General features: G+C 45.9%; 8 protein-coding genes. 6 read left to right on the top strand and 2 right to left on the bottom strand.

Annotated features, from left to right (window positions below; all coding sequences use genetic code 11):
• Positions 1-862: 862 nt before the first annotated feature.
• Together CLV98_RS20015 and CLV98_RS20010 are read left to right on the top strand one after the other, a co-directional pair.
• Positions 863-1,426 carry a Crp/Fnr family transcriptional regulator gene (locus CLV98_RS20015; protein ID WP_109677308.1) on the top strand — a complete coding sequence of 188 codons (564 nt, stop codon included), beginning with the start codon at positions 863-865 and terminating at the stop codon, positions 1,424-1,426.
• A gap of 136 nt (positions 1,427-1,562) precedes the next feature.
• Entirely contained in the window at positions 1,563-1,952 is a 390-nt protein-coding gene (locus tag CLV98_RS20010; protein ID WP_109677306.1) for a RidA family protein, read from the top strand.
• A 113-nt stretch (positions 1,953-2,065) separates the two neighbouring features.
• On the opposite strand, the gene CLV98_RS20005 is transcribed toward CLV98_RS20010, so the two are convergent.
• Positions 2,066-6,046: a hybrid sensor histidine kinase/response regulator transcription factor gene (locus tag CLV98_RS20005; protein ID WP_109677304.1), complete on the bottom strand. Its 3,981-nt coding sequence runs from the start codon at positions 6,044-6,046 to the stop codon at positions 2,066-2,068.
• 268 nt (positions 6,047-6,314) lie between these two features.
• On the opposite strand from CLV98_RS20005, the gene CLV98_RS20000 reads away from it, so the two are divergent.
• Positions 6,315-6,968, top strand: coding sequence for a transcriptional regulator (locus tag CLV98_RS20000; RefSeq protein WP_109677302.1), 654 nt, complete (start codon positions 6,315-6,317; stop codon positions 6,966-6,968).
• Between the two features lie 44 nt (positions 6,969-7,012).
• On the opposite strand, the gene CLV98_RS19995 is transcribed toward CLV98_RS20000, so the two are convergent.
• A complete protein-coding gene (locus tag CLV98_RS19995; protein WP_109677300.1) occupies positions 7,013-8,347 on the bottom strand; it encodes an APC family permease in 1,335 nt (444 codons plus the stop codon).
• A 170-nt stretch (positions 8,348-8,517) separates the two neighbouring features.
• On the opposite strand from CLV98_RS19995, the gene CLV98_RS19990 reads away from it, so the two are divergent.
• The 3 genes from CLV98_RS19990 to CLV98_RS19980 all read left to right on the top strand — a co-directional run bounded on the left by CLV98_RS19990 (position 8,518) and on the right by CLV98_RS19980 (position 14,891).
• The gene (locus CLV98_RS19990) at positions 8,518-10,011 is read left to right on the top strand and encodes a hypothetical protein (protein ID WP_146202313.1); all 1,494 of its coding nucleotides are present in this window, start codon (positions 8,518-8,520) and stop codon (positions 10,009-10,011) included.
• Positions 10,012-10,244: 233 nt separating this feature from the next.
• Positions 10,245-13,400 (top strand): SusC/RagA family TonB-linked outer membrane protein, encoded by a 3,156-nt coding sequence (locus CLV98_RS19985; RefSeq protein WP_109677296.1) that lies wholly within the window; start codon positions 10,245-10,247, stop codon positions 13,398-13,400.
• Positions 13,401-13,412: 12 nt separating this feature from the next.
• Positions 13,413-14,891 carry a SusD/RagB family nutrient-binding outer membrane lipoprotein gene (locus tag CLV98_RS19980; protein WP_109677294.1) on the top strand — a complete coding sequence of 493 codons (1,479 nt, stop codon included), beginning with the start codon at positions 13,413-13,415 and terminating at the stop codon, positions 14,889-14,891.
• Positions 14,892-14,906: the final 15 nt, after the last annotated feature.

Below are 14,906 nucleotides of genomic sequence, written 5' to 3'. Positions count from 1 at the left end.
AACTGACCAGGAATTGGAAAGCATTACATTTTATGGCATTCTCGGTGCTCTTTCTAAGGAAAATAGCCAAAGCAGAAAAAGTTTAAACAAGTTCACTGTCTTTAGGTGTGAACTGCCTCGTCATTTAAGAGAAAAGATTACCTGAAAACTGCCCAAAAACATATCGGCCGCGCGGCGGACCGCCATGAGCCTGAAAGCCAAGAAATCACGCTCAGGCTTTTAAAAGTAGAACTCGTCACAGGAGAAACGGAAATAATATGCACCTCTTTGCTGAAAAAAAATGATTTCCAATCGGAATGTTTAAGGAACTATACCATCACTGGTGGAGTGCGGAAGTGTCTTTCAAAATGACAAAATGCAGGGCCGAACTCGAGAATTTTTCAGGCAAAACAGCCATAGCCGTAAGCAGGATTTCCACGAAAAGCTCTTTGCCATAACGCTTTGCGCTATTTACGCCCATCCCATTGAAGAAAAAGTAAAGTCTGAATATGCTCAGGATTCAAACAGAAAACACAATCAGAAAATTAACCGGACTTCCGCTCTGGACATGCTTCATAAGATCCAGATAACAATTTTTTCTGGAAAATAAATTCAAAAAGGCGATAGTGGCCTTTGATGATATTGTCTACAAAACCAGAGAACTCATTAGGCCAGAAAGGTCCAACCCCATAAACCTAAGCGAAAGTAGCATATGACTTATAAAATACTTTAGTTCTTAAGTAAACGGCATTGAATATACATCATTTAATCGACAGAAACTCAATCCATTAAGCATCAGTCAAAATCCACGAGGCGGGATTGGCTGAAACTTTGGTTTCTCAAAAAGGATGTTACTCTCTAATTTTTATCTTTACTTCATACTATGGAGCAAATTCTCAAAAAGCACATTCAAAAAAGTATCACCCTGTCAGAGGAGGATTTTGACAGGCTCATGGGGCACTTCCACATTCAGACTTTCAATAAAGGAGAAAACATTTTTGTTGCTACTCAACCCGTAGAAAATGCCTATTATGTCGTTTCTGGACTATTGAAATTGGTGTATACCGATCAGGATGCTGCAGCGCATATTGTGTCCTTCGCCATGGAGGACTGGTGGGAGAGTGACTTTCACGCCTTTTTTATGAAAACCAAGGCAACCATGTCCTTGGTATGCCTAGAAGATACGACGGTCTTTGCCCTTTCCCTGGACGATTACTGGCAGATTTGCAATATGTTTCCCCAGATGGAAAGGTTCCTACTTCAAAAATCCAATATGGGCTTTATCGGAGCCCAACAGCGGGTAATATCTTTGCTAAGTACCAACGCCAAAGAGCGCTACGAACGGCTGATCGCCCAATATCCCGCGCTCCTTCAAAGGGTTTCAAAGACCCAGATTGCTGCTTATCTAGGGGTCTCACGAGAGACTTTAAGCAGACTATCTTTTTAGCCTACCGATACGATAGAAAATGACCTATCCCTAAAATAGTGACAATAGTCACGGGTAAAACTTCCCTCCATGTGGCACCTTTGTAGCATCTTTTACGGCACAAAGCCGGATACCACATGTAAGCAAATAAAGAAAAATGGAAAAGAGAGTGATTAACCCCTGGGAATGGCAAAACGAGCGCAGCTATGTGCAGGCAGTAGAGGTAAAACAGGCAGAGGCCACCCTGTATGTATCGGGACAAACGGCCATCAATGCGGAGGGCCAATCGAGTAGGGCCGACATGAAAACGCAGCTTCAAGAGACCATAAATAACCTCGAAACAGTCATTACAGAGGCCGGTTACCAATGCAGCAATATCGTTCGTCTAAATATTTATACGACCTCTACAGAGGAATTCCTTGGCTGCTTTGATATGCTTCAAGCCTGGCTTAACCTTCATAGTATCCAACAAGCCAGCACCGTTCTAGAAGTAGCAGGACTCTTCGAAACCTTAAATGTAGAGCTAGAGGCGGTGGTAGTGAGGTGATTTTGGGCCCGCAGCCAGCTGCGGTGCGCCGAGCAGTCAAAGGGCTGTGCTTATTGCTTATAGCTTATTGCCTACAGCTTATTGCATACAGCCGACGGCTAATAGCATCCAACCTACAGCTGAAAGCCATCTTGCGAGGCAGAAACATCCTTTCTAAGGAACTCACTTGGGTTCTTTCCATAGACCTTCTTAAACTCCCTACTAAAATACCGAACATCCTCATAGCCTATCATTAAGGCAACCTCATTGACTCTAATATTTTCTGATTCTAGGAGTTGAAGGGCCTTCTTCATTTTAATCGTTTTCATAAATTCATTGACCGTCATTCCGGTCAGGACCCGTAATTTGCGATACAATACTGACACGCTCATCCCTATTTGAACGGCCATTTCATTGACTCCAAAATTGGGTTCGGTCAAATTCTCCAGTACCAGATCCCGTAGTTTACCAATAAATATTCCATTGCTATCCTCTTGCAGGTTGTCCTCTTTTTCTAAAGACAAGGCCTTGGTGTAGTAGCGTCGGAGTTCTTCCCTTCCTTTGATCAAATTATTAATTTTCAAAGAAAGCACATTCAAGTCAAACGGCTTCACCAAATAGTCATCAGCACCGGCCATCAACCCTTGCATTTCTTGGGAGCTTTCGCTTCTGGCCGTCAACAAAATAATCGGTATATGGGAAGTTCGCATATCGGCCTTTAACTGGCTGCATACTTGCATCCCGTTTTGCTCGGGCATCATCACATCGCATAGCACTAAGTCGGGAATATGTTCGTAGGCCAATTCTAAGGCCTCATTGCCATTTGCCGCCTCCAATATATTGAACACTTCGCCAAACACTGCCGACTCAAAGTCACGTAGTTCTTCGTTGTCTTCTACTAACAATACCGTATATTTCTTTTGGGCTCCATTCTCAGGGCCTACCGTTTCTACAGCTATCGAACGAACTTGATTATTATCCAGTTGCTCCTTAGTATAATGACTATTCCCTTTTTTAAGCCTTAGCGCAAAGCTTGTCTCTCCATTTTCATCCAGTTCTTCATATCGACTTTCCACCGACAGGGAGCCCTGGTGCTTGTCGACAATCCCCTTTGAAAGAGCGAGCCCTATGCCATACCCTGTTTGAGCATCCTGGCGCTGGTGGCCTTGAAAAAAATTATCGAATACACGTTCCAGATCCTTAGGAGCTATTCCTCTACCCGTATTTATCACCTCAATCAATAGCTCACCAGAGAGTTCGGACACCTTAACAACCACCTGCCCCCCTTCAGGGGTAAATTTGTAGGCATTACTCAATAGATTATAAAAAACCTTTTGAATTTGTGCCATGTCGAACCATACCTTAATTTCTGGGTGAGCATATATAAACTGAGTAGCGATTTGCCGCTCCTCTGCCAAATGTTCAAAGGAGGACAAGATGTTCTTAATCACCTTAACCAAGTCGTATTCTGCCACCTGAAGCGACAACTCTTTATTTTGTATTTTGCTAAAATCCAATAATTCATTGACCAGCTGCATAAGCTTATGGGAGTTATTCCTGGCATGGTGCATATGATTTTTTACCGTCGTATCTTCTTGAAGCAGGCCATAGGCCTTTTCCAAGGGGCCTACAATAAGGGAGAGGTGGGTACGTACTTCATGCGATATATTGGTGAAGAAATCTAACTTGGCCTGGTAGAGCTGGTTCTCTTTTTGTAGGGTTGTTCGAAGCCAAAAGAACCGTATCAAAAGATAAACAATGGTTGCTGATAAAATAAAGTAAACAAAGTAAGCATACCAAGATTTCCACCAAGGCTTTAGAACTCGAATTTGTAGATCTCTGGACGATTCCATCCAGTACCCATCACCATTGGCTGCCTGCACCCGAAAGGTATAATCTCCGGGAGGAAGGTTCATATACGTAGCAGACGTGATAGTACTGGTATTCCAACCCTTATCAAAGCCTTCCAACATGTACCGATACCTATTTCTTTCTGAGCGTGCAAAACTCAGCAATGCAAAATCCAACGTAAATATATTTTGGTCGTGACGGAACTCGAGCCCCTTCTCATGGCTAATTTCCCGCTGTAATATGCCTGTTTCATCCCCAACTCGTACCATCTCATTGAAGAGATGAAGTCCCGTAATGACTATTGAGTCAGGTCGATTGGCTGTCTGGATCTGTTCAGGATCAAAAGAAAACATTTCCTTTTGGGTGATATAATAAAAGATACCATTCCTATCGGAGTATGCAGAATTGAAATTCAAAAAACCATTCCTGGGAAGCCCATCATTGGATGAATAGACCTGTAGAGTGCCTAAGTCGGGGTGATACCGTAGCAACTCTAACTCCTTACTCAGCCATAGGTATCCCTTTTGATCAATCCGCAAGTCCGTCAAATTATCCAATAGCGGCACCTGTTGCTTGATGAATTTTTTACTTTGCGAATCAAACAGCATAAGTCCAGATAAAGTTACCAGCCAAACTCGTCCAGAGCCGTCTTCAGCAATACGCCACACATCATCAAGGCCCACCTTTTGCGGAACCGCTATTTCATAGCGCTCGATTCGTTCCAGGCCCTTAGATATCTTCAGAGCCTCATTTTTGGTCCCACACCAAATATTGCCCTTCGAATCTTCAAATAAAGTAATGATGAAGTCGTCTAAATTTAGGTTTGTAAAACTTTTTGATTTTTTATCGAAAACGATTACTCCAAAGGATCCGCACATAACCAATCTTCCCTGGCTGTCTTGTATCATTCTGTAAATTCTGCCATGTCCAGCTGGATTGTCTTTTGAATCTATAAACCGATAACGCTGTAGTTGACCCGTATGAATATGATACCCATATAAATTCCACTGGCCCCCATACCACATGACATCGTCGTCGTCCAAATAGAAAAAATTGGTACCATTAGGAACATTTGTACCCAGATTCACGGTCGATCGTTTCTGAGTCCTTTGATCAAACAGCATAATTTGGCTCTTGTCCCTAGCCAAAAGCCATAGCTTTTGATTGGGGGTAATGCCGCCCCAGCCATCCAAGTACCTATTTTTTGAGTAACTGTCCACATAAAAGGGCCAACGCGAAAACACAGGTGCTAGGGTATTCAAATAGTCTATCCCCAAGTTATAAGTTCCTATCCACAGTCCCCCTTGACGGTCCTTAAAGAGCGACAAGATCGTATCGTCGGACAGGCTCAACGGGTTTGCCGGATGATTAACATACCATTCGGTTTGCCGGGATTTCACATCGTAAAGGGTTAACCCTGTCCAAGTCGCTATCCATAATTTACCATTTTTGTCGGGTTGCATGGCGGTTACCCAAGGCCAATCTCCATCGGCATTTTTAAAGTCCTCTATCATCTGTAGACTACGACTGGCCCTATCGAACCGAAAGAGTCCCCCACTAGTTTTCCCCAGCCATATATTCCCGTAGGCGTCTTTATAGATGGTACCAAAGTCATTATTAGCCCCCGTCCGGCTATCGGAGGACCTATAGACTACTGGCTTATCCTGGTTCATATGCACCATCCCATCGTGGGTAGCCAGCCACAGCTCCCGATCGTCCCCTACGGCAATGCCACGGACCCTAATGGAGGGTGTTCCCTGCAAATATCGGGTAAACTGGACCTTCCCATTCACCATTTCCATACAATTCAACCCATTAGACGTCCCTATCCACAGTCTGTGCTGACGGTCCTCAGCCATACTGTATATGGTGTCTGAAGATATTGACATAGGATTCTTGGGGTCGTGTCGGAATCTGGTAAAAGTGTCGGTAGTAGGATCATAGCGATTAAGCCCCCCCCATGATCCTACCCACAAGGTACCCCGTGAATCTGAAATAAGGGAACTTAGATAATCTGAGCTTAAGGAGTTCTGCTTTTGAGCGTCAAAGCCATACCTTTTAAACGCCCTCGAGTCGTAGCGGAACAACCCATTGGCAGTAGCATACCAGATAAAACCGTCTTTATCCTGAGTCACAGCCATGATACCACTTTTGGGAGCCCCTTCTTTCTCGGAGACATGCTGAAAAACTTGGCCATTGGTAACGCCGATACCAAAACCAAACATCGAACAAAACAGCAAGAAAACGAATGTTTTAAACTGCATACTAGAATAAAACTTCAAAATAATTGTATTTTATTTAAGAAAAAATAGTCTATAAATTATGCTGTCGATAGAAGGGAGCCCATCCTCGTCCAACAACTACGACCCAAGTCTACATGATAAAACCAGGGGAATAAATACTGATTTGGCCCTTTAAAGCTCTACAGACAGGATTACCTACGGATTTTGACAAAATAGCAAACCATAAGTTTCCAAAAGATAATAAACCTTGCGATTTATAATAGAATTTTTAGCAAACAATTTCTATCTTATGACTGAAGTGCTATCCCACCACAACATTAAAGTTATCGCCATCATAGATTCTCGGCCCATGTTCAGGGAAGGTGTCAAAGCGAGTCTGATGTGCCTCCACGGCTCCTTCGAAATATTAGAATCAAAGACTTGTCAAGAACTTGAAATGTTGTATCCGGGCATCTATCCGGATATCATTTTAATGGCGGGACAAGGAATTTCCGATTTAGAGATATTCAGCACCTGTTCCCAACTCATGCAATATTGCCCTTCCAGCCGTGTCGTGATTTATGACAACAACCGTTCAAAAGATTTTATTATCCTTTGTTTAAAAAATAGGGTGCGGGGTTTTTTATACGAGAGTTTCCATCAAAAGGATTTAGAGGCCTGCCTTACGGCTCTAGCAAAGGGAATTCCTTATGTTAATTCCGACTTAGCCTACCTACTGATTATAGAAGATTTGGAACGCCAGAAACGACTCAAGAAGCTTTTCACTAAAATGGAGGCTGAGGTGGCCACCCATCTTATCAGTGGCTTAAGCACCTCACAAATCGCCAAGGAATTGAACCGTCGAAGCTCCACGATTAGCACCACCAAAAGCAATATTTTCAGAAAAGCCAAGGTTCATAATATTATTGACCTGGCTAGGGTGCTTGTGAGCAAAAGGTACTAGGGAGCATAGGGATCGGGTAATAGGGGGCTGTTCCTATTCCTCCACTATCCATTCAGCCTCCGTACCACCCGGTACAGGGGATAGCTCAACGCTAAGAATAACAGCGCATACTGGCTGCTGGATAGGTCCTGTGCCACTGCCCCAACGAGGAAGCCTACCGATAACAGAAGCATTAGAATGGGCAATACGGGGTAGACCGGCACCTTCCAAGGTCGGGGCAAGTCGGGCTCTTTCTGGCGCAAAGCCAGCAAAGCCGCAAAGGCCGACACGTAACTCAGCACAAAGAAAAATGTTGCAATATCCGACAACTTTTCACTGGTTTCCTTTCCGGCCAATATAAGGGCTACCGCCACAGCCGAAGTGATGTTTAGGGCAAAAGAAGGGGTGCCCCCCTTATTGACGCGCTTTCCCGCAGCAAAAAACAGCCTGTCTCGACTCATGGCATACAATACCCTAGGGTTAAAAAGAAGCTGGGCATTGACGATCCCTAAGATTGATATCAACAGGAACGTGGTTACCATCTTACCCGACGCCTCCCCAAATAAGAGCGTGACGGCATCTGCAGCAGCTAGTTTGGAGGTAGCCAGCACTTCCATAGGCAATATATACAGAATGGCTAGGTTACATAACAAATAAATCAATATAATCAGCAACACGCCACCCATCATAGACCGCGGCAAGTTCCTAGTAGGATCACGATCTTCCTCGGTAAAATAGGCCGCCGTATGCCAGCCGTCGAAGGTATAAAATATGGCCTGCAATGAAAATATAACCGGTGCCAACCAGCTACCTGTGGTCACGATGCGGCTGGTAGCTTCGCCAATCTCGGTCACACTCACCTCTTGCCCATATACGAAACATACAGTTACAAATATAATCAACCCCAACCCTTTCAGTAGACTGATGATATTCTGCACGTCACTGGCCAAAGAAAGGCCTATTTGATGCAGGGCAGTTAAAAGCAGCAGAATGACCACCGCTACATAAGGTTCATAACCCGTGAGTACCGGGGCGAGCAGCGTGAGATACTCACTCATGGTATACACGCCAAAGCCCAGGGCCGAACAGGTCCCCAGCCAACTGTTAATCCCCACTACAAAACCTATATAAGGACCGAAGGCGCGTTGGGCATAAATGTACCAAGCTCCGGCCTTAGGAATCGAAGTACCTAGCTCTATCACACAGAGTGTTCCTAGTAAGGCATAGATACTCACTCCGAGCCATAGGCCCATGATCAGCCATGGATCGCCCAGTTGTTCGGCAATGGGACCTGGCTTACGGAGTATCCCCGTTCCGATGGTCCCACCCACCGTAACGGCCACGCCGAATCCTACACCTAAAATCTTCAGTAGTTCATTCTTGGGTTGAGTAGTATGCATGTCAAATTGAGGAGTGAATATGAGCTTCCTAAAATAGGGAAATTATTTTGAACATTGGGTAGAAGGTATAGCGCAACCAAACTTCAGTGATTTTCCTTTCTAAATTAGCTTCTGCCATCCAAATGAATTTACTAATTTCGGTCGAAGCTTTTACCGGTTCACCGTCTATTATGCACACTACACTACTACGCTTACTCAGTATTGCTTATCTACTCATTCCCAATGTGTTATTCTCCTACGGATGGTTTCGACAACCCTATGCGATCCTGTTGGTAGTAGGTTACTGCTTTTTACTAGGCCGGGAGTTCATCCCTCACGACAGCCCCAAAAGTTATTTCAAGAAAAGAGAAGTGCTATTTTTGGCGCTTTTCGCCTTGGTATGGACATTTTTCTCGGGAGCAGGTGGATTCAGTGACCAGAAAAGTGATTTTTTCGCCCATAATGCCAAATTTTACGACCTTTATAAAAATCCCTGGCCGACGTATTTCCCCGAAATTGGCCGATTTGCCTGCTATTACTTCGGCTACTATCTGTTTCCGGCCTTTGTGGCCAAGCTGTCGGGGCAGCTGAGCCCCATGGTCATTTATCTGTGGACCGCCCTAGGTTTTTTCCTGGGACTATCGTGGGTATATCTGCTCATCAACCGAAGAAAATGGGCACTTTTTGCCCTCTTCTGGATCAGGGGGCTAGGGTTTATCCTCTACCTGTTTTTTAGGAATACGGAGTGGCTTTCCATTCCTATTTACCGACCGGTGATCAATGGCCTAATCCAACATTCCAGCTATGTGCCCAACCAGCTCATAGGGACTATGATCCTCACGGGCATGCTACTCGACGCTGTATTCGTTAGGAAGCGTATCGCCACCATGGCCTTTCCTATCACACTCAATTTTATATGGGCCATATTCCCTTCTATCACCCTTACGCTCCTTTACGCAGGCCTATGCGGGTATCATTATATAGGGAAGCGGAACTATAAGGAACTTTGGAGCTGGACCAGCATCCCAAATTTCCTGTTGCCCGCCTTGTTGATACTCCCTACCCTTGGATATTTCCTATCGGCCAACGGCTCTACCATCAAAGGGTGGATCTGGAGCTTCGATCCCCCCGCTGATGCACTTTTGTACTATGTGCTGGGCCTAGGCCTGGACCTGCTGCTCTACTATTATATCCTACAGTCGCTGTGGGAACGGCAGCGGCTCCTGCCCGTAGGTTTTATAAAGGCCTTATTCGTCCTGCTGGTGCTGCTCTCGACCTACCGAATGGGGTATCATAATGACTGGTTTTACCGTACCCAAATCCCCATCTTCCTCATCCTGATCATTGTACTATTAAGGGCCTTCGATACCATGTTGACCCACAAGAGCTGGCCCCAAAGTCGGCTCACCTTAGGGGTGTATGCACTAGCCGTATTCATGATGATCCTCCAGATGAGCAGCTATGTTCATCAGCTCAAAGACAATGTGCTGATAAAAACCCTGGCTCCTTCCCTTACTACCTTCAAACCCATGCCCTACGACCGCTACCCCAATGTATACCAGCTCATGAAGGACGTATACAAGGACCGAGGCGATGCGGAACAATATTTAGGTAACAAGGGCTCCTTCTATGAACAACACCTCGCCAAAACACCCATAAATACAAAAACCTGTCAATCAGAATAATAATAGAACGCCAGATTAATTGGGATGCTCCCAGCACTTCAAAAAGCCAGAAATAGGCTATTCCCCATTATTACTTCATAATTAAATTAATGTGTCCAAGCCACACATTAATTCATAGTAGCATCATATACTGTTAAAATTCACCCCACAGTTCTCAGTTATTTTTGCAATCCTAAAAAAGGGCCAGTACGCCTCGTGCCAACCTGGACTACTCACTAAATAACTCATACCATATGAAATTACGGTTACTACCAGTATTTATCCAAATACTGCTCGGACTTTGCTGGTCTATGCAACTGTCTGCACAATCCATCATCATCAGCGGTAAGGTTACCGCGGCCACAGAAGGCCCTTTGCCCGGTGTTAACATCTTGGTAAAAGGTGCTACTCAGGGAACTACCAGCGCTGTAGACGGAACGTATAAGTTAGAGGTTACAACAAAAGAGGCCACCCTTATCTTTTCGGCCATAGGCTTTTTATCGCAGGAACAGCCCATAGGCAATCGCTCGGTGATTGACGTAACCCTGGCACCCGACACCAAGCTACTCAACGAAGTGGTGGTAACGGCCTTAGGAATTAAGCGGGAGGAGAAGTCCCTAGGATTTGCCGCTCAGACCGTCAACGAAAATGCCGTAAAAGACGCCAAGTCCAACAACTGGGTGAACACCCTTTCGGGCAAGGTGGCAGGTCTTAACATTCAAGGTGCAGGGGCTGGGCCCATGGGATCCTCGAGGATTACACTTCGTGGAGAATCGTCGCTCAACTTAGATAACAACCAAGCCCTGATCGTCGTCGATGGGGTTCCCGTAAGCAGCAAAATAACGGGGACGGGCTACAACTCCTACCTTTCTGCCGACAGTCCGGTAGATTATGGCTCCAGCCTTTCCGATCTCAACCCCGACGATATCGATAAAATAACGGTTCTGAAGGGTCCTGGCGCCACAGCACTCTATGGTAGCCGTGCTTCGGGCGGTGCCATTATTATTACTACCAAGTCAGGGGCTCGTAAGGACAACGGCCTAGGAGTTACGGTAAACTCCAATTTCAGTATAGAGCAAATTAACCGCTACCCTGACTACCAATTTGAATATGGAGAAGGGCGAACCAACCAATACTATTCCTATCTAGACAGTGAAGATGGTCCTAATACTTCTACAACCGTTGCGGCGGGTAGGGCCTGGGGACCTAAGTTTGACGGGCAAATGTACTTCCAGTACAACCCCGACGCAGCAGACGGTCGCCCTACAGAACGTACACCTTGGGTGGCGCATAAGGATTATATATCTGGCTTTTTCCAGACTGGAACCACTTTTTCGAATAGTGTGTCCATAGAAGGTGGGAGCGAAAAAGGGTCGGCTCGGATGTCGCTAACGCATATGAAAAACAAATGGATCATCCCCAACACTGGTTTTGAACGATTGAATGCGGCCCTATCGGTAAGCCAGCAGGTATCAAAAAGACTAAAAATCAATGGGAAGGTCAACTATACCAACAAGAAAAGCGATAACCTACCCATAGCCGGGTACAATAATCAGTCACTGATGTATTTCCTGATTCTAGGAACTACGCCGAGCATTAGGCCCGAGTGGTTTAAGCCCTACTGGGAACCGGGCCTTGAAGGGGTCCAACAAAAAAGCCCGTTCAACCCCACCCCCGACAATCCTTATTTGGGCATGTACGAAATGCTCAATAAAATGAACAAACATGGAGTCATCGGGAATGTATCGGCCAGCTATGAACTTTCCGACAAGCTAGATCTTCAGGTGCGTACCGGACTGGATATGGCCTATGAATTTCGCTCTCAGCAGCGTCCTTTTAGCATGACCCGCTTTCCTCAGGGTATGTATAGGGAGCAAAATGTATTCAACTACGAATCCAATACCGACTTTCTACTAAGCTATCGCGATAAGATCGCCGGGCTTATCGATGTATCGGTATCAGCGGGGGCCAATGCCATGCGCCAGTCCTATGACTTTGCGGGGATGTATGCCGACAACCTGGCCCAGCCTGGCATTTATCAAATCTCCAATAGCCTCGACCAGGCCGTGGCCGACCCGGTAAAGTCACAGAAGGCCATCAATAGTGTATATGCCGCTTCTCAATTTTCCTATGACGAAAAAGTGTTTATCGACATTACGGGACGTAACGACTGGTCCAGCACGCTGCCCTATGGCAATAACTCTTTCTTCTACCCATCGGTAAGTTCTAGCTTTTTGTTAAATGAAATTTTTACGCTTCCTACTGCCCTTTCCTTTGCTAAGCTACGGGCATCATGGGCGCAAGTGGGTAACGATACCCGTCCCTACCAGACCGACCGCTACTACGACAAGATATATGGGAATAGCTTTACCAATCCCGGTACCTTGTTCAACGCTCAGCTAAAACCCGAAATCACCTCTAGTTACGAGTTTGGAATGGATATCAGATTGATAAAAAACCTCGTGGGTTTGGACGTGGCCTATTATAATAACAACAGTCGGAATCAGATACTAGCCATCCCCTTGGATCCGGTGTCGGGCTACTCGAATGCACTGATTAACGCAGGCCGAATCAACAGCCGTGGGGTAGAAGTAAAGCTCAGCGGAAAGCCAGTGACCACTAAAAACTTTAGCTGGAACACCACCTTACTATGGTCCCGAAACAGAAGCTATGTAAAAGAACTAGCCTCGGGTATTACCAACCAGGTGATCTATGCCCACGGTTCCACCCTGTTAATTGAAGCCCGCGTAGGGGGCCGTATGGGTGATATGTATGGTCGTGGGTTCCAACGTTCCCCAGACGGTCAGATCATCTATTCGTCGGCCGGACTTCCTGCCGATCTTGACCCAACCACCAAAAAAGTCGGGAATGCTTTTGCCGACTGGAAAGCGAGCTGGTCCAACGAATTTACAATTAAAAATGTACGCCTGAGTATCCTATTGGACGGCCAAATGGGTGGGGACATGTACTCCCATACCAACCACAAAAGCAATACCCTAGGAAAAACGAAAGTAACGCTTCCGGGACGTGACGAAGGTATTGTAGGAGTGGGAGTGGTAAAACAAGCCGATGGAAGCTTCGTAGCCAACACCAAAAATGTCCCCGCTAGCTCTTATTACGACAATTATTATAAGTCTTCGAATGCCGAAACGAATACATTTGACGCCTCATTTTTGAAAATCAGAGAGGTACGTATGGAGTTTAACCTACCTCCAGCATTTCTGGAAAAGCTAGGGGTACAAAAAACCAGCCTAGCCCTATTCGGCAGGGACTTGTTCAATTTTACCAAGTTTCCTGGGTTCGATCCTGAAGGGGGAAACCTCAATAACGGGACACTCACCCCGGGTGTAGAACTCGCTCAGTTCCCCTCTACCCGCACCATGGGTATGAACCTTACCTTAAAATTCTAATAGACCGACCTCATGTTTAAGAAAGCATATATTCCATTTATTCTATTCCTAAGTCTGTTGCTATCCTGCACCGACGGCTTCGAGGACCTAAATACCGACCCCAACCGCCCCAAGGAGATCAACCCGGGGGTAATGCTAAGCCAGTTGCAATATCGGATCGTGAACACGACCATCGACGAGGCCCTGGACTTTACCCACGAACTCATGCAGGTAGATGCTCCTCGGACGAGCACCGATGGGGGAGGGATGCACCGCTATGTGATCACCCCTGGTAACGCCGTCTGGAGCAATTTCTATTTGTACCTTACCGACATTGAGGACATGTACCAAATTGCCGATGAGCTTCAAGAGAATAATTATAAGGCCATAGCGCTGATCTACAAGAGTTGGAGCTACTCCATCCTCACCGATCTCTATGGCGACGTGCCCTACTCCCAGGCAAACCAGGCCATCAATGGTAATTTTAAACCTACCTTTGACAAACAGGAGGCCATCTATCCTCAAATACTCCAGGACTTAGAAACAGCCAATACACTATTGGACGACACCAAGGCCCTGACCTACGGAGGCGATATGGTATACAAAAGCAACACCTTGTCGGGGGGTAAAAATCCCGGAATAGCCAACTGGAAACGGTTCTGCAATTCTCTACGTCTAAGGCTCCTTTTAAGAGTGTCGGCCAAAGAAGGCACGGTGAATGCCAAGGAGCAAATTACCGCCATACTGGCCAACCCCGTGCAGTTTCCCGTATTTACTGTAAATTCACAAGAAGCGATATTCCGCTACCCAGGTACCTATCCATTCTATAACCCCTACTATAACGCTAGGCAAGTAGACTGGCGGGATGGAACCTATTACACCAAATTCTTTATGGATTTCATGAATCAGGTGGAGGATCCCCGTAGAGCCGTATGGGCTACACAGGTGATGTCGGGTTCCGAACTCGCTTATACGGGGATTGAAAGTGGCTATCCTACTAGCACGGAATATACGGTAGGCTCGCATTCGAGCTATTCGGATGGTCTTAAGACTTTGCCCCAGCTTGGCGTGATGATGACGCTGGCCGAGGTAGAGTTTATTAAAGCGGAGCTAGCTTTGAAGGGATATTCCACTGGTGCCACCACCCAGCAGCATTACGAGCGTGGAATTGCCGCTTCTATGAACCAATGGGGAGCTACCATGCCCGCCAATTTTATTGGGCGCCAAGGCATAGCCTTCGACGCTAGCGCTAGTCAGGAGAAACAGCTCGAGCAAGTGATGCTGCAAAAGTACTATGCCTATTTGTTTGTAGACTATCAGTCCTGGTTCGAAAAACGGAGGACCGGATATCCAATATTACCCCGAGGAACAGGAATTCCGGCCGAAAACTTATTCCCAGAAAGGGTACCATACCCTACCTATTTGCAGTCTATGAATCCGGAAGCCTTGGCAGGGGCAGTAGCCTCAATGGGTGGTGACGACAGTAATATCAAAGTTTGGTGGAACCAATAGTGATTCCACCAGCAA

Source organism: Dyadobacter jejuensis (assembly GCF_003149085.1).
GTDB classification, from domain to species: Bacteria; Bacteroidota; Bacteroidia; order Cytophagales; family Spirosomataceae; genus Dyadobacter; species Dyadobacter jejuensis.
This window is presented reverse-complemented; position numbering and strand designations above follow the sequence as displayed.

Coding starts and splice junctions, on each gene's coding strand:
- CLV98_RS20015 (WP_109677308.1), top strand. CDS start 863: ATGGAGCAAATTCTCAAAAAGCACATTCAAAAAAGTATCACCCTGTCA.
- CLV98_RS20010 (WP_109677306.1), top strand. CDS start 1,563: ATGGAAAAGAGAGTGATTAACCCCTGGGAATGGCAAAACGAGCGCAGC.
- CLV98_RS20005 (WP_109677304.1), bottom strand. CDS start 6,046: ATGCAGTTTAAAACATTCGTTTTCTTGCTGTTTTGTTCGATGTTTGGT.
- CLV98_RS20000 (WP_109677302.1), top strand. CDS start 6,315: ATGACTGAAGTGCTATCCCACCACAACATTAAAGTTATCGCCATCATA.
- CLV98_RS19995 (WP_109677300.1), bottom strand. CDS start 8,347: ATGCATACTACTCAACCCAAGAATGAACTACTGAAGATTTTAGGTGTA.
- CLV98_RS19990 (WP_146202313.1), top strand. CDS start 8,518: ATGCACACTACACTACTACGCTTACTCAGTATTGCTTATCTACTCATT.
- CLV98_RS19985 (WP_109677296.1), top strand. CDS start 10,245: ATGAAATTACGGTTACTACCAGTATTTATCCAAATACTGCTCGGACTT.
- CLV98_RS19980 (WP_109677294.1), top strand. CDS start 13,413: ATGTTTAAGAAAGCATATATTCCATTTATTCTATTCCTAAGTCTGTTG.